Source organism: Marinoscillum furvescens DSM 4134, from assembly GCF_003386095.1.
GTDB classification, from domain to species: Bacteria; Bacteroidota; Bacteroidia; order Cytophagales; family Cyclobacteriaceae; genus Marinoscillum; species Marinoscillum furvescens.
This window is the reverse complement of the sequence record NZ_QREG01000003.1, coordinates 148,275-166,037: the sequence shown is the minus strand read 5'-3', so window position 1 is coordinate 166,037 and position 17,763 is coordinate 148,275. Positions and strand designations below refer to the sequence as shown.

Annotated in this window: 21 protein-coding genes; 15 read left to right on the top strand and 6 right to left on the bottom strand. The window is 45.8% G+C overall.

Features of this window, described 5'->3' with window-relative positions:
- The first annotated feature begins 10 nt into the window (after nucleotides 1–10).
- The 3 genes from C7460_RS04505 to C7460_RS04495 are packed head-to-tail and all read left to right on the top strand — an operon-like array spanning nucleotide 11 to nucleotide 2,206.
- A complete protein-coding gene (locus tag C7460_RS04505) occupies nucleotides 11–1,177 on the top strand; it encodes an AIR synthase related protein (RefSeq protein WP_115866886.1) in 1,167 nt (388 codons plus the stop codon).
- A 4-nt stretch (nucleotides 1,178–1,181) separates the two neighbouring features.
- Nucleotides 1,182–1,769: a GNAT family N-acetyltransferase gene (locus C7460_RS04500; RefSeq protein WP_115866885.1), complete on the top strand. Its 588-nt coding sequence runs from the start codon at nucleotides 1,182–1,184 to the stop codon at nucleotides 1,767–1,769.
- Nucleotides 1,766–2,206, top strand: coding sequence for a hypothetical protein (locus tag C7460_RS04495; RefSeq protein WP_115866884.1), 441 nt, complete (start codon nucleotides 1,766–1,768; stop codon nucleotides 2,204–2,206). The genes C7460_RS04500 and C7460_RS04495 overlap by 4 nt, the downstream gene beginning before the upstream one ends.
- Here the strand turns inward: C7460_RS04495 and C7460_RS04490 are convergent.
- The 3 genes from C7460_RS04490 to C7460_RS04480 form a co-directional block, all read right to left on the bottom strand.
- Nucleotides 2,193–2,591 (bottom strand): type II toxin-antitoxin system death-on-curing family toxin, encoded by a 399-nt coding sequence (locus C7460_RS04490; RefSeq protein ID WP_115866883.1) that lies wholly within the window; start codon nucleotides 2,589–2,591, stop codon nucleotides 2,193–2,195. The two genes, C7460_RS04495 and C7460_RS04490, sit on opposite strands and share 14 nt — an antisense overlap.
- On the bottom strand, nucleotides 2,588–2,812 hold the full coding sequence (locus C7460_RS04485; RefSeq protein WP_115866882.1) for an AbrB/MazE/SpoVT family DNA-binding domain-containing protein: 225 nt from the start codon (nucleotides 2,810–2,812) through the stop codon (nucleotides 2,588–2,590). Before C7460_RS04485 ends, C7460_RS04490 begins: the two co-directional genes overlap by 4 nt.
- 62 nt (nucleotides 2,813–2,874) lie before the next feature.
- Nucleotides 2,875–3,219 carry a YraN family protein gene (locus tag C7460_RS04480; RefSeq protein WP_115866881.1) on the bottom strand — a complete coding sequence of 115 codons (345 nt, stop codon included), beginning with the start codon at nucleotides 3,217–3,219 and terminating at the stop codon, nucleotides 2,875–2,877.
- A gap of 17 nt (nucleotides 3,220–3,236) precedes the next feature.
- Here C7460_RS04480 and C7460_RS04475 point away from each other — a divergent pair, with 17 nt between their 5' ends.
- The 11 genes from C7460_RS04475 to C7460_RS04425 all read left to right on the top strand — a co-directional run bounded on the left by C7460_RS04475 (nucleotide 3,237) and on the right by C7460_RS04425 (nucleotide 12,820).
- Complete coding sequence (locus C7460_RS04475; protein ID WP_115866880.1) at nucleotides 3,237–4,217, top strand: type I phosphomannose isomerase catalytic subunit; 981 nt, start codon at nucleotides 3,237–3,239, stop codon at nucleotides 4,215–4,217.
- On the top strand, nucleotides 4,218–4,937 hold the full coding sequence (gene lipB / locus C7460_RS04470; protein WP_115866879.1) for a lipoyl(octanoyl) transferase LipB: 720 nt from the start codon (nucleotides 4,218–4,220) through the stop codon (nucleotides 4,935–4,937).
- A 12-nt stretch (nucleotides 4,938–4,949) separates the two neighbouring features.
- Entirely contained in the window at nucleotides 4,950–5,345 is a 396-nt protein-coding gene (locus C7460_RS04465) for a hypothetical protein (RefSeq protein ID WP_115866878.1), read from the top strand.
- A gap of 142 nt (nucleotides 5,346–5,487) precedes the next feature.
- The gene (locus tag C7460_RS04460; protein WP_115866877.1) at nucleotides 5,488–6,213 is read left to right on the top strand and encodes a 3'-5' exonuclease; all 726 of its coding nucleotides are present in this window, start codon (nucleotides 5,488–5,490) and stop codon (nucleotides 6,211–6,213) included.
- Between the two features lie 9 nt (nucleotides 6,214–6,222).
- Nucleotides 6,223–8,385 carry a ribonuclease R gene (rnr, locus tag C7460_RS04455; protein ID WP_115866876.1) on the top strand — a complete coding sequence of 721 codons (2,163 nt, stop codon included), beginning with the start codon at nucleotides 6,223–6,225 and terminating at the stop codon, nucleotides 8,383–8,385.
- Complete coding sequence (locus tag C7460_RS04450; protein ID WP_115866875.1) at nucleotides 8,382–9,356, top strand: polyprenyl synthetase family protein; 975 nt, start codon at nucleotides 8,382–8,384, stop codon at nucleotides 9,354–9,356. The genes rnr and C7460_RS04450 overlap by 4 nt, the downstream gene beginning before the upstream one ends.
- A 3-nt stretch (nucleotides 9,357–9,359) precedes the next feature.
- Nucleotides 9,360–9,983, top strand: a complete 624-nt coding sequence (locus C7460_RS04445; RefSeq protein WP_115866874.1) for a rhomboid family intramembrane serine protease — start codon at nucleotides 9,360–9,362, stop codon at nucleotides 9,981–9,983.
- A 39-nt stretch (nucleotides 9,984–10,022) separates the two neighbouring features.
- Nucleotides 10,023–10,496 (top strand): cytidine deaminase, encoded by a 474-nt coding sequence (gene cdd / locus C7460_RS04440; protein ID WP_115866873.1) that lies wholly within the window; start codon nucleotides 10,023–10,025, stop codon nucleotides 10,494–10,496.
- Between the two features lie 94 nt (nucleotides 10,497–10,590).
- Nucleotides 10,591–12,264 (top strand): glutamine--tRNA ligase/YqeY domain fusion protein, encoded by a 1,674-nt coding sequence (locus C7460_RS04435; protein WP_115867073.1) that lies wholly within the window; start codon nucleotides 10,591–10,593, stop codon nucleotides 12,262–12,264.
- A gap of 77 nt (nucleotides 12,265–12,341) precedes the next feature.
- A complete protein-coding gene (locus C7460_RS04430; RefSeq protein ID WP_115866872.1) occupies nucleotides 12,342–12,539 on the top strand; it encodes a hypothetical protein in 198 nt (65 codons plus the stop codon).
- Nucleotides 12,530–12,820 carry a type II toxin-antitoxin system RelE/ParE family toxin gene (locus C7460_RS04425; protein WP_170147885.1) on the top strand — a complete coding sequence of 97 codons (291 nt, stop codon included), beginning with the start codon at nucleotides 12,530–12,532 and terminating at the stop codon, nucleotides 12,818–12,820. Before C7460_RS04430 ends, C7460_RS04425 begins: the two co-directional genes overlap by 10 nt.
- Nucleotides 12,821–12,823: 3 nt before the next feature.
- On the opposite strand, the gene C7460_RS04420 is transcribed toward C7460_RS04425, so the two are convergent.
- A complete protein-coding gene (locus tag C7460_RS04420) occupies nucleotides 12,824–13,960 on the bottom strand; it encodes a hypothetical protein (RefSeq protein ID WP_147302849.1) in 1,137 nt (378 codons plus the stop codon).
- A 137-nt stretch (nucleotides 13,961–14,097) separates the two neighbouring features.
- Between C7460_RS04420 and C7460_RS04415 the strand changes: the two genes are divergently transcribed.
- Nucleotides 14,098–14,367 carry a hypothetical protein gene (locus C7460_RS04415; RefSeq protein WP_115866869.1) on the top strand — a complete coding sequence of 90 codons (270 nt, stop codon included), beginning with the start codon at nucleotides 14,098–14,100 and terminating at the stop codon, nucleotides 14,365–14,367.
- On the opposite strand, the gene C7460_RS04410 is transcribed toward C7460_RS04415, so the two are convergent.
- Together C7460_RS04410 and C7460_RS04405 are read right to left on the bottom strand one after the other, a co-directional pair.
- Nucleotides 14,364–16,922, bottom strand: a complete 2,559-nt coding sequence (locus C7460_RS04410) for an ABC transporter permease (RefSeq protein WP_317127685.1) — start codon at nucleotides 16,920–16,922, stop codon at nucleotides 14,364–14,366. The two genes, C7460_RS04415 and C7460_RS04410, sit on opposite strands and share 4 nt — an antisense overlap.
- Nucleotides 16,915–17,583 carry an ABC transporter ATP-binding protein gene (locus C7460_RS04405; protein ID WP_115866868.1) on the bottom strand — a complete coding sequence of 223 codons (669 nt, stop codon included), beginning with the start codon at nucleotides 17,581–17,583 and terminating at the stop codon, nucleotides 16,915–16,917. Before C7460_RS04405 ends, C7460_RS04410 begins: the two co-directional genes overlap by 8 nt.
- Between the last annotated feature and the right edge of the window lie 180 nt (nucleotides 17,584–17,763).

Below are 17,763 nucleotides of genomic sequence, written 5' to 3'. Positions count from 1 at the left end.
ATACCAATTCATGTCTGATCGATACGCTCAACGAGGAGTTTCTGCCACCAAAGACGATGTGCATGCGGCCATCAAAAATGTAGATAAAGGGCTTTTCCCGAAGGCTTTTTGCAAAATTGTACCTGACTTGCTTACGCGTGATGAGGAATATTGTGCCATTATGCATGCCGATGGAGCAGGCACGAAATCTTCGCTCGCTTACATGTATTGGAAAGAAACCGGGGACCTTTCCGTGTGGAAAGGCATAGCTCAGGATGCCGTCATTATGAATACGGATGATCTCTTGTGCGTGGGATGTACCGAAAATATCTTGTTGTCATCCACTATAGGCAGAAACAAAAACCTAATCCCCGGCGAAGTGATTTCCGCCATCATCAATGGCACCGAGGAAGTCCTTCAGATGCTTCGGGATCAGGGTATTGATATTATTTCCACAGGTGGGGAAACAGCCGATGTGGGAGATTTGGTACGTACTATTATAGTAGACTCTACCGTGACGGCCCGCATGAAGCGAAAAGAGGTGATCAGCAATGACACCATTCGTCCAGGTGATGTGATTGTCGGTTTGGCATCTTATGGCCAGGCGAGCTACGAGTCTGAGTACAATGGAGGAATGGGTAGCAATGGCCTGACCTCAGCACGTCATGATGTGTTCGATATGGAATATCGGGCTAAATACCGTGAAGCTTATGATCCGGCAGTGGCCGAAGAATTGGTCTTTTCGGGTAGTAAAAAACTCACCGATGAGGTGGAGGGAAGTCCACTAGATGCAGGAAAACTTGTGCTAAGTCCCACTCGTACTTATGCGCCTATCGTGAAAAAGCTACTCGAAGAAATGCCGGGTAAAATCAATGGAATGGTGCATTGCAGCGGTGGTGCTCAGACTAAAGTGCTACACTTTGTAGAAAACCTGAAGATCATCAAGGATAACCTATTTGAAATTCCGCCATTATTTCAGCTGATCCACGAGCAGAGTGGCACAGATTGGAAAGAGATGTATCAGGTGTTCAACATGGGGCATCGGTTCGAGGTGTATTTGCCAGAAGCTTATGCTGAGGAGGTGATAGCCATCTCCAGGGCTTTCAATGTGGATGCTCAGGTGGTAGGCCGGGTAGAGGCTGCCGACCAAAAGGAAGTGGAGATCGTGGCGCCATCAGGAACATACACCTATCACTAGGAAGATGCTGCCTTTTACAAAGCTGGAAAATGAGGTGCTCCTGCTTACACCACTGGAGTTGGGAGAGTGGAAACTACTAGCTCACCTGGCGAAAGACCAATCGCTTTGGGAATTTTTTCCATACGACCTGAGTGAAGAAGCAGCATTTGCCAGCTGGATGGACAGTAGGTTGGATCTGAGGTCACAGGGCAAATGGCTCACCTACAAGATTTTTCACAAAGTCCGAGAGGAGTATGTAGGCGTGTCATCCTATCTCAACATTGATGAGCCAAACAAGGTGGTAGAAATAGGCGGCACGTGGTATGGGGCAGCTTTTCATGGCTCGGAAGTGAACCCAAACAGTAAGTTGTTACTCATGACGCATGCCTTTGAAACATTGGGGTTTGAGCGGGTGGAGTTTAAAACAGACGCACGCAATGTCCGATCTCGACGTGCCATCGCAAAGTTGGGAGCCAAAGAAGAGGGGACACTTCGTAGCAATCGAATCGTGAAAGCTGGCCGACGTAGAGATACCGTTTACTACAGTGTTTTAAAATATGAATGGCCGGCAGTGAAGGCTGGTTTAATGGAAAGAGTAAGTTCCTATAAATGATCGTTTCTAAACCAAAAACCAATACGCTTACGGCGCTAACGATTTTTTTGATCCTGATTTTCGGGTCATTTTTCGTGCTGCTAGACAGTTTGTTGTCATCAGAAAGCTACTTTATTGTAAAGCTCATATTGGCTCCGGTAGTGCTTGTGATCGGGCTGGTAGTGCTCGGGAAGCTGCTGGGAGCTATCAAGATTGTGAAGCTTGGAGACAATAAACTTCAGATATTTTATCCGATATCCCGGCTGAAAGTAGAGGTGAAAGTTCCTGATATTTTGGGATACAGAGAGGAAGTGATAGCCACAAAAAATGGAGAATTTCGCGAAGTGAAAATTCTATATACCAAAAAGAAAATCCTCAAGCTCTCAAATCGGGAAAACACGGAATATGATGCGGTGGTCAGGTATTTGAAAAAGAAGGTGAAGGTTAAGAAGGTTTAGTATGCAATGTACTGTGTGCGCTAATCCAATCTAAAAGCTCAGCTTCCGTGAGTTCACCAGCTGCTAAACTGCTTATTTTAAGCACTACATCCGGTTCGGCTGCACTAAACTTGTAACCGTTCAGTAGGAGAAACGCTACACCCACAATGAAGCCTGTTCGTTTATTGCCATCCTGAAAGGCATGATTTCGTACAAGTCCGAAGGTATAGGCTGCAGCACACCTTAGGATATCTGCATTTTCATAGAAAAATAAATTCTTCGGGCGCTCCAATGCGGAAAGCATTAGTCCCTCATCTCTGATGCCTGAAAGTCGACCATGAATAGCTATTTGTTCATGGTGTATTGCTAAAACTGTTTTTTCATTAATCCACTTGGGCTCCTTCATTTTGCCAACTCTCCAAGAGCATTCCGGTATTGATCCATGACCTTCCGAGCTACATCCATTTGTTCTTCAAATTCCGAATCGTAAGCGGTGATTTCTATGCCTTTTTCGGTTTCTATGAAAGTGATGGTATCACCTTTATTTACTCGCAGTTTAGCTTGAATGGATTTTGGCAAAACGATTCCAACTGAAGATCCTACTGTCGTTACCTTAACTTTTTCCATGTTATAATATTAATTATAATCTAATAGAATTACTATTTATAACCCGAAATGGTTCCGTGATTTCAATAAAAAGCATCTTCGATGTGCTCGATCTGTCCATTGCCTATCGCAATGATGTCAAAACGAATGTCCTTGTGCCAGTTGATGCCGTAGATATACTCCTCAGCGGTATCAATGATCTGTTTGATTTGGCGCCTACTTACAAAAGTTTCTGGGTCTCCGTAGTTGGTATCCTTTCGGAGTTTTACTTCAAAAAACACCAGGATGGTGTTGTCCCAAAGACCGATCAGGTCTATCTCTCCCCTTCTGTGGCGGTAGTTTCGTTCGATGATCTCAAAACCCTTCCTTCTCAGGTAAGAAACCGCCAAATCTTCGCCATATTTGCCTTTATTTTTAGTATCCACCATAAAACCACACCAAAACCATGGGTTTATATCCACTGAAATTTAAAACCATTTTTAAAGATAAGATCTGGGGAGGACAAAAGATTAAGTCGATCTTGGGTAAAGATTTTTCGCCATTGCCCAACTGTGGAGAGACATGGGAACTGTCTGGGGTAAAAGGCAATATATCTGAAGTAACCAATGGAGAACTCGCTGGCAAGTTGCTTACTGATGTGATTGCTGCATCGCCTAAAGAGCTGCTGGGTGAGCGCATCCATTCCACCTACGGAGAGGAGTTTCCTTTACTCATCAAATTTATAGATGCTGCGGATGACTTGTCCATTCAGGTGCATCCAGATGACGAGCTCGCACAAAAGCGCCATAATTCTTTCGGCAAAACCGAAATGTGGTACATCATGCAGGCGGACGAAGGTGCTACCCTAATCAGTGGCTTCAATCAAGACCTGGATAAAGAGAGCTATAAAAAATACTTCGATGAAGGCAAGCTCAATGATATCCTAAACCGTGAAGAAGCCAATGCTGGCGATGTGTTTTTCTTGCCTGCGGGAAGAGTACATACCATTGGTAAAGGACTCTTGCTAGCCGAAATTCAGCAAACCTCTGATGTGACCTACCGTATTTATGATTTCGACCGTACGGATGCTGAGGGCAACAAACGAGAGCTCCATCTGGAAGAATCTCTGGACGCCATCGATTATAAAAAATATGACCAGTACAAAACCCCATACCTTGACAAACAAGATGAGCGTGTGGGCATCGTTTCGTGTCAGTACTTTTCCACCAACAAGCTTCACCTTACAGAAAACTTTGCTGTGGATCACTCAGGCCTGGATTGCTTCAAAATTTACATCTGCCTGGACGGAAAAGCTACAGTAGCTTTTGATGGAGGTAAGGAAAGTCTTGCCATGGGGGACGTAGTATTGGTGCCAGCCAGTATAGAAAAGTATCAAATTGAAACTTCAGGTGGCGTGACGCTGTTGGAGTCATATATCGGCAAATAATTGAATTCTAAAAACAAGCAAACGAAGTTTATCCACCTTGGCCTGAAGGACTATCAGGAAGCCTGGGACTATCAGGAAGCACTCTTTGGAGAGACTGTAGCCCGAAAGATTTCTAACAGGAAATTACCCGAGGAGGAGCAGGTGCCCACAGAAAATTACCTGATTTTCTGTGAGCACCCTCATGTCTACACCCTTGGTAAAAGCGGAAAGCCTGAGCACCTTTTGCTGGACGAAAAGGGACTGGAAGAAAAGCAGGCCACCTATTACAAGATCAATCGTGGGGGAGACATTACCTATCACGGTCCAGGACAAATTGTGGGCTATCCAATATTGGATCTGGATAATTTCTTTACAGATATCCATAAGTACCTTCGGTATTTGGAAGAGGCTGTAATCAGGACCCTTTCAGACTATGGAGTGGTATCGGGGCGAGTGGACGGGCTCACCGGGGTGTGGATAGACGGTGATGATGATGCTAAAGCACGAAAAATATGTGCGCTGGGTGTAAAGTCTAGCCGTTGGGTGACCATGCACGGTTTTGCCTTCAACGTAAATGCAGACATCAATTACTTTGGAAATATTGTGCCGTGTGGTATTGATGACAAAGCCGTCACCTCACTACACCTGGAGCTGGGCCATGCACCCAAAATGAGCGAAGTGGAAGAAAAGCTGAAAAAACATCTGGCAGACCTGTTTGAGATGGAGCTTGTGAATGACTGATAAAAGCTGATTATGAAAAAAGATATAGAATTTCCGCAGATAGAAAATGTATTCGTAACAATCGCCAAAAACGAAGAAAAAGATATGTGGCAGGTGTACTTGCTCAACAGGCACCAGGAGCAGCTAGACACCGTGATGGTCACCAGCAAAGGGTATGGAAAAAAAGGTGGTAAGGAGCAAAAAACTTCCGTGCTTCGGCACATGATTCCGCAAATAGAGCCAGGAGAATATGCGCTGATTGAGCCCATTGATCAGCAGGTATTTCATCTAAACAACGAATACTGGGTTAGTTTTTTTATCAAAGGGCAATTGTATGATAAGAAATATATATTTGTGCCCGAGACAATCATACAGGATAACCTCTCCTTTATCAAAGAGCTGGGCATGCAGGGCGTGCTTCACCAGTAGTGCACTGCAAGCAAGCTTTCCCTTCTTTTGTTACGTTGAAAAGTTCTGAATGATTAATTTGTAGTTGTCAAAGAGCGGTTGCGATGGTTCTACTCCGAGCCAGATGATCTTTGGCACTCATACACCTCTACATTGCCTAACCATGAACTACCAGCTAAGAAATTTGCTGTTTTTGGATATAGAAACAGTTGCTCACACCAGCGAATACCAAAACCTTCATGCCGATCTGCAAAAACACTGGGAGCGAAAGGCTGGATTTTTTCGTAATGACGAAGGGGCTACTCCAGAGGAACTCTATGGCCAGAAAGCAGGTATCTATGCGGAGTTTGGCAAGGTGATCACTGTGGCTTTCGGCATCTTGCACGAAGACTCAGACCGGCAGCTCGCCTTACGAATTAAATCATTTTCCAACCATGATGAGTTTCATTTGTTATCAGAAGTGAAAGACTTTCTGGAAACTAAATTTGACCCGGAAAACCTAAGAATGTGTGCGCACAATGGAAAGGAGTTTGATTTTCCGTACCTTAGCCGGAGAATGCTGATCAATGGCATCAAACTTCCTTACGTCCTGGACAACTCGGGCAAGAAACCCTGGGAGGTCAATTTCCTGGACACACTGGAGATGTGGAAATTTGGCGACCGCAAAAACTACACTTCTTTAGATCTCCTTACCACGATTTTTGAGATACCCTCCAGTAAGTCAGACTTAGATGGCTCTATGGTCAATGAGGTGTATTATCACGAAAAGGACGGATTAGAGCGTATCACGGCCTATTGCCAACGAGATGTAATAGCGACCGTTCAATTATTTTTAAAAATGAAAACATTACCGATCGTGCCTGATGATAAAATCACGATCGTGACATAACACTCACGTATGAGTAAGAAAAAAAAGAAAAAGGTAGGCAAGGCAAAGAGCAAGCCTACCAACGTAAAACGAATAAAAGACCAAACACGAGCCATATTCGCCAACAAAATTGGTGAGCGATTTAGCTACCGACAGCTGATCAAAATGCTCGGTTTGAGAGACAAGAAATCCAAAGAAACATTGAAAGACATCCTCTTTGGGATGGAAAGTAAAGGTGCAATTACCAAAGCTCCCGACGGGAGGTTTGTCAGTGCACACGAGCCGGATGTGGTGATTGGTAGAGTGGATCATGTAAACTCCCGATTTGCCTACATCATCAGCGAGCAGTACGAAGAGGACATCTGGGTGAAAACCGACGACCTCAAGTTTGCCATCGATAAGGATATCGTAAAAGTACAGGTCACCAAACCACCGATGGATGGTTTTCGCCCGGAGGGCAAAGTAGTGGAGCTGCTGGAGCGGTCCAAGACGGAGTTTGTAGGACGTATCGAAGTGTCCGAAAAGTTTTCCTTCGTAGTGCCTGACAACCGTAACCTGCATTTCGATGTGTTTGTATACCCTGAGAAAATAGGCAAAGCCAGGCACAACGATAAAGTGATGGTAAAGGTCATCAACTGGCACAATGCCAAAAACCGTAGCCCACTGGGAGAAGTAACGATGGTACTGGGAGCAGCAGGTGAAAATGAAGCCGAGATCCACTCGATCATGGCAGAGTTTGGCCTTCCGTTTCAGTTTCCTGAAAAAGTGGAGCAGGCTGCAGCCCAAATTCCCACCGAGATATCGGAGAAAGACCTAAAAAAGCGTCGAGACTTTAGAAACATTACCACTTTTACCATTGATCCGGAAGACGCCAAAGATTTTGACGATGCTCTTTCCATAGAGCAGCTGGATAATGGTGACTATGAAATTGGTGTTCACATTGCAGATGTGTCGCACTACGTACAACCCAACAGTGTGCTGGAGAAAGAAGCGCTTACCCGCGCCACTTCCGTGTACCTTGTGGATCGTACCATTCCGATGCTTCCTGAAAAGCTGTCCAATGGGCTGTGTTCTTTACGACCCAATGAGGATAAGCTGACTTTTTCCGCCGTATTTATCATGGACGAATCGGGGAAAGTGAAGAAAAAGTGGTTTGGGCGGACAATCATCCATTCAAATCGCCGCTTTACTTATGAAGAAGCGCAAGAGCGGATAGAGACAGGTGAAGGGGACTATGCAGGGGAAATTCGTACGCTCAACAACATCGCCCATAAGCTCAAAGACAAGCGCTTCAAAAATGGAGCGGTAAACTTTGAAACCACAGAGGTGAAGTTTAAGCTGGATGAAAAAGGAAAGCCACTGGCAGTGGTGCCCAAAGTGCGAAAAGACGCCCACAAGATGATCGAGGAGTTTATGCTCCTGGCGAATAGAGAGGTAGCCACCCATATTTTCAAATGGGGACGAGGAGACGATGGTCAGTACACCTTTGTCTACCGGACACATGACAATCCTGACCCGGAAAAGCTCGATGGCTTTGCCAAGTTTGCAGCTAAGTTTGGACACAAAATGAGTACTGCTGGCGATATTTCTCAAGGGCTCAATAAGCTCATGGACGAGATCGAAGGCAAGCCAGAGCAAAACGTACTGGAGCAGCTGGCGATCCGATCCATGGCCAAGGCCAAATACACCACCGAGCCCAAAGCACACTTCGGACTGGCGTTTGACCATTATACACACTTCACCTCGCCTATACGCCGATACCCGGATGTAATGGTCCATAGATTGCTATGGCATTACCTGGAAGGAGGTAAGCCCGTGGAAGTAGAGCCCGAAGAAAAGAAATGTCAACACTCCTCAGAGCGGGAGAAAAATGCTGCCGATGCAGAGCGCGCTTCTATCAAATACAAGCAGGTAGAGTTTATGCAAAGCATGCTGGGTGAGGAATTCGAAGGAATCGTTTCAGGAGTCACTGAGTGGGGTATTTTTGTGGAAATAGTCGAGACCAAATGTGAAGGCATGATCCGACTGGCTGACCTATCCGATGATTACTATGATTTTGATGAGAAAAACTACCGCATCATTGGCCAGCGTAACAAGCGAATCATCACACTGGGCGACAAGCTTACAGTAAAAGTGGTAAAAACAGACATAGATCGACGAACGATAGACCTGGATCTGGTTACTGAAGAATGACAGACATAAAAACGCTACAGCAGCAAATCAGCGCAGAAATTGATAAGCTGCAATTTGGCACCGAGCCAAAAGAATTATACGAACCCATCTCCTATATCATGTCATTAGGAGGAAAACGCATGCGTCCTCTGCTGGTGCTGCTGGGCTACTTGCTCAAAGAAGAAAACGCAGCTGCAGTAGTGAGGCAGGCGTTGGCTGTCGAGGTTTTTCACAACTTCACCCTCATGCACGATGACATCATGGATGAGGCACCGCTCCGTAGAGGACAGCCCACTGTACATGAAAAGTGGAACAGCACCGTAGCCATTCTCAGTGGAGATACCATGCTCGTAAAAGCATATGATTTACTACTGGAGATCAATCCGAAGCTCCTACCGGAAGCCATCCGTCTGTTTAACCAAACCGCTGTGGAGGTGTGTGAAGGTCAGCAGATCGATATGAATTTCGAAGCTGAAAGTCAGGTGTCGGTTGATGCGTATATCAACATGATTCGGCTAAAGACCGCTGTATTGTTAGGCTTTAGCCTGGAGTATGGCGCACTGATGGCCGGCATGGCGGAGCCAGGTCGCAAGCAGCTTTATGAAGTTGGTGTGCAGATGGGGGTAGGCTTTCAGCTCATGGATGACCTGCTAGATGTTTATGCAGATCAGGCCAAGTTTGGCAAACAGGTAGGCGGTGACATCATTTCCAATAAAAAGACTTTTTTACTGATCAAAGCACTTGAGCTGGCGACCGGAAAGGAAAAGGAGGCTCTGGACTCCTGGTTGGAAAAAACAGATTTTGATTCTACAGAGAAGGTAGAGGCCGTCACAGCCATATATGATCAGTTGGGCATTCGGGAGCTTACTACGAATTTGATGAACAGTTATTTTGATAAAGGTTTCGAGCTGTTAGACCGGCTGGATGCCAGACCTGAAGGAAAAGAACTGCTGGCAGGGTTTGCTGCACAGCTTATGAAAAGAGAAAAATAATTCATGATTTCACTTACTACTTTAATTATAATCGTCACTGTGGCGATCAGCCTGCTGGCTTTTAGCAATGCAGAAGTATTCCAAAAATCCCTGATGAACCCGTTTATGGTTTTTAAGAAAAACCAGTATTGGAGGTTTGTTACCTCTGGATTCATCCATGGAAGTTACATTCACCTGGGCTTCAATATGTTTACCTTTTACTTCTTTGGGCGCGTGGTTGAGCAGGTATTTATGCAGCTGTACGGTGGCATGGGAGCTGTTTTGTTCATTCTTTTTTACTTGTCGGCGATTGTGATTTCAGACTTGCCAGTGGCCTGGAAAAAGAAGGATCAGCTCAACTACAATAGCCTCGGAGCCTCCGGTGCTGTGAGTGCCATGGTATTTGCCAGCATCCTGTATTTTCCACTCAATGACATCTGCTTGTACGGTATTCTGTGTTTGCCTGGGTTTATTTTGGGGACTATTTATATCGTTTATTCTTATTATCAGGGTAGAAACATAAGCGACAATATCAACCACGAAGCCCACCTCTATGGAGCCATCTACGGAGCAGTGTTTGCGATCGCTATGTATCCGGCTTCCGCCAAAGGATTTATTGATCAGGTGAGTACCTACAGTATTTTCTGATGCATTAGTTTTACATCCTTTACCCCAACTCAAAAATGTATGCAACAAACCATAAGCATTGCTTATAGCAGGCAATCCTTCGAAGAGCTGCCTCATGAACAACAACAAGTAGCGCAAGCAGCCATAGACGCTATGCAGGGTGCTCACGCGCCTTATTCCAATTTTCTGGTAGGAAGTGCCGTACTGCTGGCAGATGGTAGCACTGTCACTGGCAACAATCAGGAAAACGCTGCCTACCCATCAGGGCTATGTGCTGAACGCGTGGCGCTTTTTGCGGCCAAGTCGCAAACCAAACAGTCCATCCGTATAGTAGCGATAGCCGCTCAAAACGAACACGGAAAATGCGCTGACTCATTTTCGTGTGGAAGCTGCCGCCAGGTGATGATGGAATATGCCACGCTTCAGGATGAAAAAATAGCCGTAATCATGCGTGATCATGAGGGGCAGTTTGTGGTACTGGAGGACGCACGCCAGCTGCTGCCCTTTAGCTTTGGTGCCGATACGCTCAAGTAGATGATCGGCTAAACAACAGATCGCCTTTTTCATATAGCAAAAGCGGTTTTTGTTGGAGCTTTCTATTTACTTTGCCGACAAATTTTTCAAACCCATGGAAAACGAAAAGAAAGAATCGCTGAACTTCATAGAGCAAATGATCGACAATGACCTGAAAAGCGGGAAGCATCAGGCCATTCAGACACGTTTTCCACCGGAGCCCAACGGCTATTTGCACATTGGGCATGCTAAGTCCATTTGCCTCAATTTCGGTTTGGCTGAAAAATTTGGCGGCAAGTGCAACTTACGCTTTGACGATACCAATCCCGAAAAGGAAGACGTGGAGTACGTGGACTCCATCAAAAGCAATATCGAATGGCTTGGCTTTAAGTGGGATGGTGAGCACTATGCATCCGACTACTTTGCTCAGCTGTATGAATTTGCAGTTGCCTTGATCAAAAAAGGCAAAGCCTATGTGGATGACCTCAGTCAGGAGGAGTTTAATGCCATCAAAGGCACGCCTACTCAGCCGGGCAAGGAAAGTCCATTTCGCAGTAGATCTGTAGAAGAAAACCTGCAGCTTTTTGCAGAGATGAAGGACGGCAAGTACCAAAATGGTGAAAAGGTACTCCGGGCCAAAATAGACATGTCGTCACCAAACATGCACATGCGCGATCCGATTCTTTACCGAATCAAGCATGTGGAGCATCACCGCACAGCCAATGAATGGTGTATCTATCCTACATATGACTTTGCCCACGGGCAATCGGATAGTATCGAAAAAGTGACCCACTCGCTGTGTACTCTGGAGTTTGAAGTACACCGCCCACTGTACGAGTGGCTGATCAGCGAATTGGAAATTTTTCCTTCCAAGCAGACCGAATTTGCCCGGCTCAATCTCTCGTACACCATCGTGAGTAAGCGCAAGCTGCTAGAGCTGGTAGAGGAGGGGCATGTGGCAGGCTGGGATGATCCGCGAATGCCCACTATTTCAGGTATCCGCAGACGTGGATTTACCCCTGATGCCATCAAGAAATTTATCAAAAAAGTAGGGGTAGCTCGTCGAGATGGGATCACCGATGTGGCACTGCTGGAGCATGCCGTACGCGAAGATTTAAATAAAAAGACTAATCGCGTCTTTGGAATACTCGACCCGGTGAAGCTCGTGATTACCAACTGGCCAGAAGACAAAGAGGAGGTGCTCACCGCTGTGAACAACCCTGAAGACGAAGCTGCGGGTACCCGTGACATGCTGTTTGGCCGAGAGGTTTACATAGACCGTGGAGACTTTTTGGAAAACCCTCCAAGTCCGCGCAAGTGGTACCGGCTAGGGCCAGAGCGTGAAGTTCGGCTGAAGTACGCCTACATCATCAAGTGTACAGGCTTCGATAAGGATGAAAACGGGGAGATCACTACGATCTATGCCGAATATGACCCAGAAACCCGCAGTGGTCAGGATACGAGCGGCAAGAAAGTAAAAGGGACGCTCGGATGGGTGAGCGTCAAACATGCCGTGAATGCAGAGATCCGCATGTATGATCGCCTTTTCCACACAGAGAACCTCAACGATATTGAGGATGATTTCAAAAACCACCTGAACCCGAATTCTCTGGAGGTCAACACTAGAGCTGTGCTCGAGGGCTCATTGAAAGATGCGAAAGTAGGCGATCAGGTGCAGTTTGAGCGTGTGGGGTACTTCCGTGTAGATGAGGACACTACGGCAGATAAACTGGTCTTTAACCGTACCATCACCCTGCGTGACAACTGGGAAAAGCAGAAAGGGAAGTAGATATAGTTTTCGTTGAGTTTTCTGGTTTTTGATGGAGTCAATTTTTGTTTTATCTTGTTAAGTAAGAAGTGATTGGTATGAGCATAGAAGCAAGAAAATATCAGTTGATTGAGCAAATGATGAAACTCGACGAAGCAGAACTAAGGAAGTTGGAAAACTTTTTGCAGGCAGAATCTGAATTGGGTACTTCATTAGATAAATCAATTCAGCAGGCGGAAGAAGGAGAAACTATGCCTCATTCAGAAGTTAGGAAATTATATCAAAAGTGGCTCTGAATGTAATTTGGACTGAAGAGGCAAAAAATAGCCTTTCTGACATTATTTTATATTTAGAAGAAAATTGGACTGAAAGAGAGATTCGTAAATTTTTTGTTAGACTTGAAGAGTGTGTAGAATTAATCGCATTGAATCCTCAAAGAGCCAAAGACTCCTTAAGAAAGCCAAACACTAAAGAATTTCAACACTCTGTCAATACAACAATATTCTATCAGTATGACGAAGTAAATGTTGTGATTTTGAAGGTTTGGGCAAATGCTCAGAACCCTGATAGCCTTTAGTTTTTAATACCTCCTATAAAAGTCTCGAAGCTTGCTAATGACCTGATCATATAATGGCGCAGTAAACTCTTCAAACATCCATTGGGGATTGGGTATGGGTGCTTCTACTCGGTTGACCAGCGCCAGATCTTCCTCACTAAGTGCACGCTCGTCACCATTAAAATTGGCCCAGCGGATAGACCAGGTGTATTCACTAGGAAATTTTTCATGGCTGATCACTTTGTTGAGCTCATTGTCATAAACTTGAAAGTCTAGCAACCCTCCACCAGTGATAGCTTTTTCGTGTTCAGTAATGGTAGCTTTCACGGTACCATATACGGGCTCCCCATCTTTTTTTGCAAGCTCCACACTGTCACGGCTCACCTCCCGTACGGTTTTGTTGCTAAAGACATTGCCCAAACTAAAGCGGTCAAACTCCATTTGGATCACATGATCAACATAATCTAACTGCTGAGCGCGAACTTCGTCTGGCGTATAGAAGCGCACGTACTCGCTAATGAGGTGATTGTGGAGATATTCATTGATTTTGTTGACGAAAAACTCATGCCGTAAATCGAAAATTCGGGTAGGAGAGGGGATAGGCTCTATCACTACTTTTAGCGTTGCGGAAAATAGCGCTTCTTGCAGCTTCTCCTCTACATCTTTATAGCGAGGCACAAAGTCTCTTACACGCAGAAAGTGCTGATGTGCCTCCACAGCTTTCGCCCGATTTTGTTTGAATTTCAACGCCTCAACTCCTAACTGATAGCGGGCATCTGCAGCTTTTCGTTCTGCCTCAGCTTGCTGTTGGTCGTATTTTACAGGGTTGTTCACCACCTCTCTGCAGCCGGGGCAGCGCAGGATCTGGTCATAGAGGTAATTGATTTGTTGGTATTCATAAGCTACACCTTCCCATTTAAGAAGGTCATTAGATGCCTTGGCACGCTGCACTCCGTTGAGGTGCATGTCTACGGCCAGTTGATAGGCTTTGCGAAGCGTAGAAGAAGCTTTTTTGTGGTCATCATTGGCTCGCAGGCGATTGATGGCCTGCATCACAGCCTTATCATAATTGCCTTTTTGGAGTGCTTTTTTACCACTGCTACACGCAGCGATAGTTAGAATAGCGAAAAGGAATAGCGCGCTTTTGAATACTTTAATCATGGGCTGGTAGGCTTTGGTATAAAGATATGCATACCACAAATAATGCCAACGCCATTTGGGCATTCTTAGATAATTATGGTTTTGTATTTGAAAAATTCATATTTTAAGCCTCATAAAACCATAACTGTCTAAAATTTATGTCTTTACAAGCCAAAGATTTCGTTCCGGAGAAAACCAAAGGCGGAATGTTTAAGTCGGGCAAGATTCAGAGTTTCGATGAAGTCCTGAATGCTGCCAATCAATGGATCAGCGAAAATCCATCGCTCAAAATTGTCAATGTGGAAACAGTGGTGCTGCCCAACATTCATGATAGTGACGAGGAGGGAAGCCACGATACCGAGCTGTGGACTGGCGGGGAGTCGAGTTCCCATTGGTACCAGCTGCTGCGCGTATGGTATCGAGACTAAATTTCCTTGCGTAGTACTTCCATCGGGCGCTGACGGATCACCGACCTGCTGTTGAGCAGCCCGATGCTTGTGGTCAGGGCAATCACACTTACGGCCACTAGTAGGCTAGCTGCTGGAGCAGGCACGAAGGTGAATTCAAATACGAATTTGCCTAGCAATGTCGTCACTATAGTTGCTAAAATGAGGCCTGAAAATGCTCCTAGCGTGCCTAAAAAGAAGTACTCTGCAAAGATGATTTTCCAGAGTTTGCTGCTCGTGGCCCCGAGTGTGCGCAGCAGTACATTTTCGCGTATGCGCTGAAATCGGCTTAGCACTATCGAGCTGATCAGCATGATCACTCCGGTGCCAATGCTAAAAAAGGCCATAAATCGGATGACAAATGCGATTTTGCCAAGGATTTCTTCTAGCGTTTCTAGAATCAGTTCCAAATCGATAATGGATATGTTGGGATAGCTGCGGACTACTGCCTGTTGATAGCGGGCAGAGAGGTCCGTATCATCTATGCGCGTAATGAGCACATGAAATTGTGGTGCCCGCTCGAGTACCCCTTTTGGGAAAAGGACCAGGAAGTTCGTTTGCACACGTCTCCAATCTACATCCCGAAAGCTGCCCACATAGGTTTTGATCAAAGCGCCCTGAACATTGAAAAGCATCTCATCGCCAATTTTCAGTTCCAGGTTTTCTGCAAATCCCTTCGAAACAGATATAAAAATGGAATCCGAAGGTGACGCTATGTGACCTATCCACTTGCCCTCAGCCAAAGTCTCTGAGTCAATCAGGCTATCTCGATAGGTAACCCGGTACTCTCTGTTATAAGCCCAGTCAGGGGTGTTAATGCTGGTGTCTGCCTCCGCTTCATTTTTGGTGAGCCCGTTGAGCTCTTGCAGCCGCATGGTCACAATAGGCACTTCTTGCATCACGGGCAGGTCATAGTCAAGTGTGAGCGCTTTTACTTCGTCCTTTTGTGGTGTTTGTATATCAAAAAGGATGGTGTTGGGTCGCTCGCTGGAGCCTGCAATAGTGACTCTATCCACGAGTAGTTGCTGCATAAACAGCAGTGTAGCTATGAAAGTGGTGCCTATTCCTAAAGTGGTGATCAAAAGCGAGGTTTGATTGTGGGGCCGATACAGATTGGACAGGCCTTGCCTCCAGACATAAGATAGACTTGCAGGTAGTAGCTTTCTCACTAGCCAGGCTAAACCTTTTCCCATAAGGGTAAGCAAAGCAATAGCCAGGGCTAGACCTCCGGTGAAAATCGCAGCGTCTTGTAGTGAGCCGATTTGCAAGTAGATAATCACCACCATAAACAGCAAAATAGCCGCCGCTACAAGCACCTGTACCGGATCTACTCGGAAGCGCTCCACACCAAGGTCAGCGCGGATGGCCTGTAAGGGACTGACACGCCGGAGAGCTACCAGTGAAAGTAATGCAAACAGAATAGACACTACCACGCCAATAGCTATGCCACCAAGAATGGCAGTCCATGAAAAGGAAGGAGTGATTTCGACGGGTATAAAATCTGAAACCAGTACAGGGAGGTACATGTGGATACTCATGCCCAGCAATGCACCAAACGCAGCACCTATAAACCCAAAGATGGCTACTTGAAGCAAGAATATTTGAATGGCCTGATGGGCTTTCATGCCCAGGCAGCGGAGGGTGGCTACAATGCTGGTTTTTTCTTTGGTATACACATACATGGAGCTGGCCACACCTATGCATCCCAGCAATAGTGCTGTGAAGGCTACCAACTCCAGGAAGTTGGTGAGGTCTTTAAATGAGCGACCGGTTTCTTCTTTGCGCTCTTCCACATCATCAATGCGAAAACCCTGCTTGTCTGCGAGGGTCACCAGCTTTGACCATTTGCCTGTGGTATCTATGGGCTCCTGAAACTGGAAGTAGCTCAGGTAATTGACCCTACTGCCTTTTTTGAGCAGCTCCGTTTGATCTAGCCTGCTGAAGGGTATGTAGACTACAGGAGAAGCGGTGGCACCTATCTCTGTTTGGCCCGGGATCTTTTTGAGTTTCCCAATTATTTCAAAGCTTTGGTTGCCCACTTTTACTGAGTCACCGAGCTCCACATTGTACTGGATCATGAGCTTTTGGTCTACCAAAGCATATTGTCCGTCTTGAAAACGATCTGCCGCATCGGCGGGCTCTGTTTCTATCTTGCCGTAGTAAGGATACTTGCCAGAAAGCGCTCGTACCTGTGCCAGGCGTGTCCCATCCGTTTGTGGGAAATACACCATGCTGGCAAAGTAGGTCTCGCGGGACATCTCCGGAGCCATTTCGTAAAATGCCAGCATTAGGCTGTCTGGCAGAGGCTGGCTGCCTTTTACTTCTATATCCGCACCGATGAGGGTTTTGGCCTGATCGTCGATTTCTTGCATCAGGTTTTCCCGAAAGGAAGTGATGCCAACGAGCGCAGCAATACCCAAAGATATGGCTAGAATGAACAATAGCAATTTGCCTTTGCTCCGGCGTGAATCTCTCCAGGCCATTTTTAGTGCCCAGCCTTTGGGAGTTTTGTAGGTGTGCTGAAGTTGCCTATCCACTGATTTGACCTCCTTTCAGACGGATGATTGCGTTGGTTTTGTGGGCCAGTTCGTCATCGTGTGTGACGATGATCAGTGTGGTGCCTTTCTCCCGATTGATTTCAAAAAGCAATTCCTCTATGGCATCACTGGTATGGCCGTCCAGGTTGCCAGTAGGCTCATCAGCAAAAAGAATTTTGGGCTCGGTGGAAAACGCACGGGCAATGGCTACCCGCTGTTGTTCTCCACCAGATAGCTGAGAGGGATAATGGTCCATTCGGTGTGCCAGCCCTACTCGTGACAGGTAAGATGTGGCGATTTCGCTGGCATTTTTATTTCCATGAAGTTCCAGAGGTACCATTACATTTTCTAAAGCCGTAAGCGTGGGGATGAGTTGGAAGTTTTGAAAAACAAAGCCAATTTTTTGATTTCGCAAAGTGGCAAGTTCATCCTCCGTTAGGTTGTTTAGCTCCGTGTTGTCAAGAAATACCGAGCCACCACTTGCTCTATCTAGTCCGGCACACAGGCCGAGGAGTGTGGTCTTTCCGCTTCCTGATGGCCCCACGATGGAGACCGTGTCGCCTGCTTCTATACTAAAATTAATGTCGTCTAATACGGTGATTTCTTTTTGCCCGCTCGAAAAAGTCTTGGTGAGGGCATTTACTTCAAGGATTGTAGGCATGTATGCTAGTTTAACTCATAAAAACGAATTCACTTGGTTCATGTTTTGTAAATTCGGGCGTTCTCAAAAACTCTTGAACTAAAAGAATACCCAAAACAAGGCAGCATGATTTGTATTCAATATTGGCAGCACCTCTTATGGATATTGTTTCTGGGTGCCTGTACATCTTCTCATCAGAAC

Excerpts from the sequence above, each read along its gene's own strand:
- cdd (WP_115866873.1), top strand. The coding sequence starts at position 10,023 with ATGCAACAAACCATAAGCATTGCTTATAGCAGGCAATCCTTCGAAGAG.
- rnr (WP_115866876.1), top strand. The coding sequence starts at position 6,223 with ATGAGTAAGAAAAAAAAGAAAAAGGTAGGCAAGGCAAAGAGCAAGCCT.
- C7460_RS04450 (WP_115866875.1), top strand. The coding sequence starts at position 8,382 with ATGACAGACATAAAAACGCTACAGCAGCAAATCAGCGCAGAAATTGAT.
- C7460_RS04485 (WP_115866882.1), bottom strand. The coding sequence starts at position 2,812 with ATGGAAAAAGTTAAGGTAACGACAGTAGGATCTTCAGTTGGAATCGTT.
- C7460_RS04480 (WP_115866881.1), bottom strand. The coding sequence starts at position 3,219 with ATGGTGGATACTAAAAATAAAGGCAAATATGGCGAAGATTTGGCGGTT.
- C7460_RS04505 (WP_115866886.1), top strand. The coding sequence starts at position 11 with ATGTCTGATCGATACGCTCAACGAGGAGTTTCTGCCACCAAAGACGAT.
- C7460_RS04460 (WP_115866877.1), top strand. The coding sequence starts at position 5,488 with ATGAACTACCAGCTAAGAAATTTGCTGTTTTTGGATATAGAAACAGTT.
- C7460_RS04490 (WP_115866883.1), bottom strand. The coding sequence starts at position 2,591 with ATGAAGGAGCCCAAGTGGATTAATGAAAAAACAGTTTTAGCAATACAC.
- C7460_RS04405 (WP_115866868.1), bottom strand. The coding sequence starts at position 17,583 with ATGCCTACAATCCTTGAAGTAAATGCCCTCACCAAGACTTTTTCGAGC.
- C7460_RS04465 (WP_115866878.1), top strand. The coding sequence starts at position 4,950 with ATGAAAAAAGATATAGAATTTCCGCAGATAGAAAATGTATTCGTAACA.
- C7460_RS04420 (WP_147302849.1), bottom strand. The coding sequence starts at position 13,960 with ATGATTAAAGTATTCAAAAGCGCGCTATTCCTTTTCGCTATTCTAACT.
- C7460_RS04500 (WP_115866885.1), top strand. The coding sequence starts at position 1,182 with ATGCTGCCTTTTACAAAGCTGGAAAATGAGGTGCTCCTGCTTACACCA.
- C7460_RS04415 (WP_115866869.1), top strand. The coding sequence starts at position 14,098 with ATGTCTTTACAAGCCAAAGATTTCGTTCCGGAGAAAACCAAAGGCGGA.
- C7460_RS04475 (WP_115866880.1), top strand. The coding sequence starts at position 3,237 with ATGGGTTTATATCCACTGAAATTTAAAACCATTTTTAAAGATAAGATC.
- C7460_RS04495 (WP_115866884.1), top strand. The coding sequence starts at position 1,766 with ATGATCGTTTCTAAACCAAAAACCAATACGCTTACGGCGCTAACGATT.
- C7460_RS04435 (WP_115867073.1), top strand. The coding sequence starts at position 10,591 with ATGGAAAACGAAAAGAAAGAATCGCTGAACTTCATAGAGCAAATGATC.
- C7460_RS04445 (WP_115866874.1), top strand. The coding sequence starts at position 9,360 with ATGATTTCACTTACTACTTTAATTATAATCGTCACTGTGGCGATCAGC.
- C7460_RS04430 (WP_115866872.1), top strand. The coding sequence starts at position 12,342 with ATGAGCATAGAAGCAAGAAAATATCAGTTGATTGAGCAAATGATGAAA.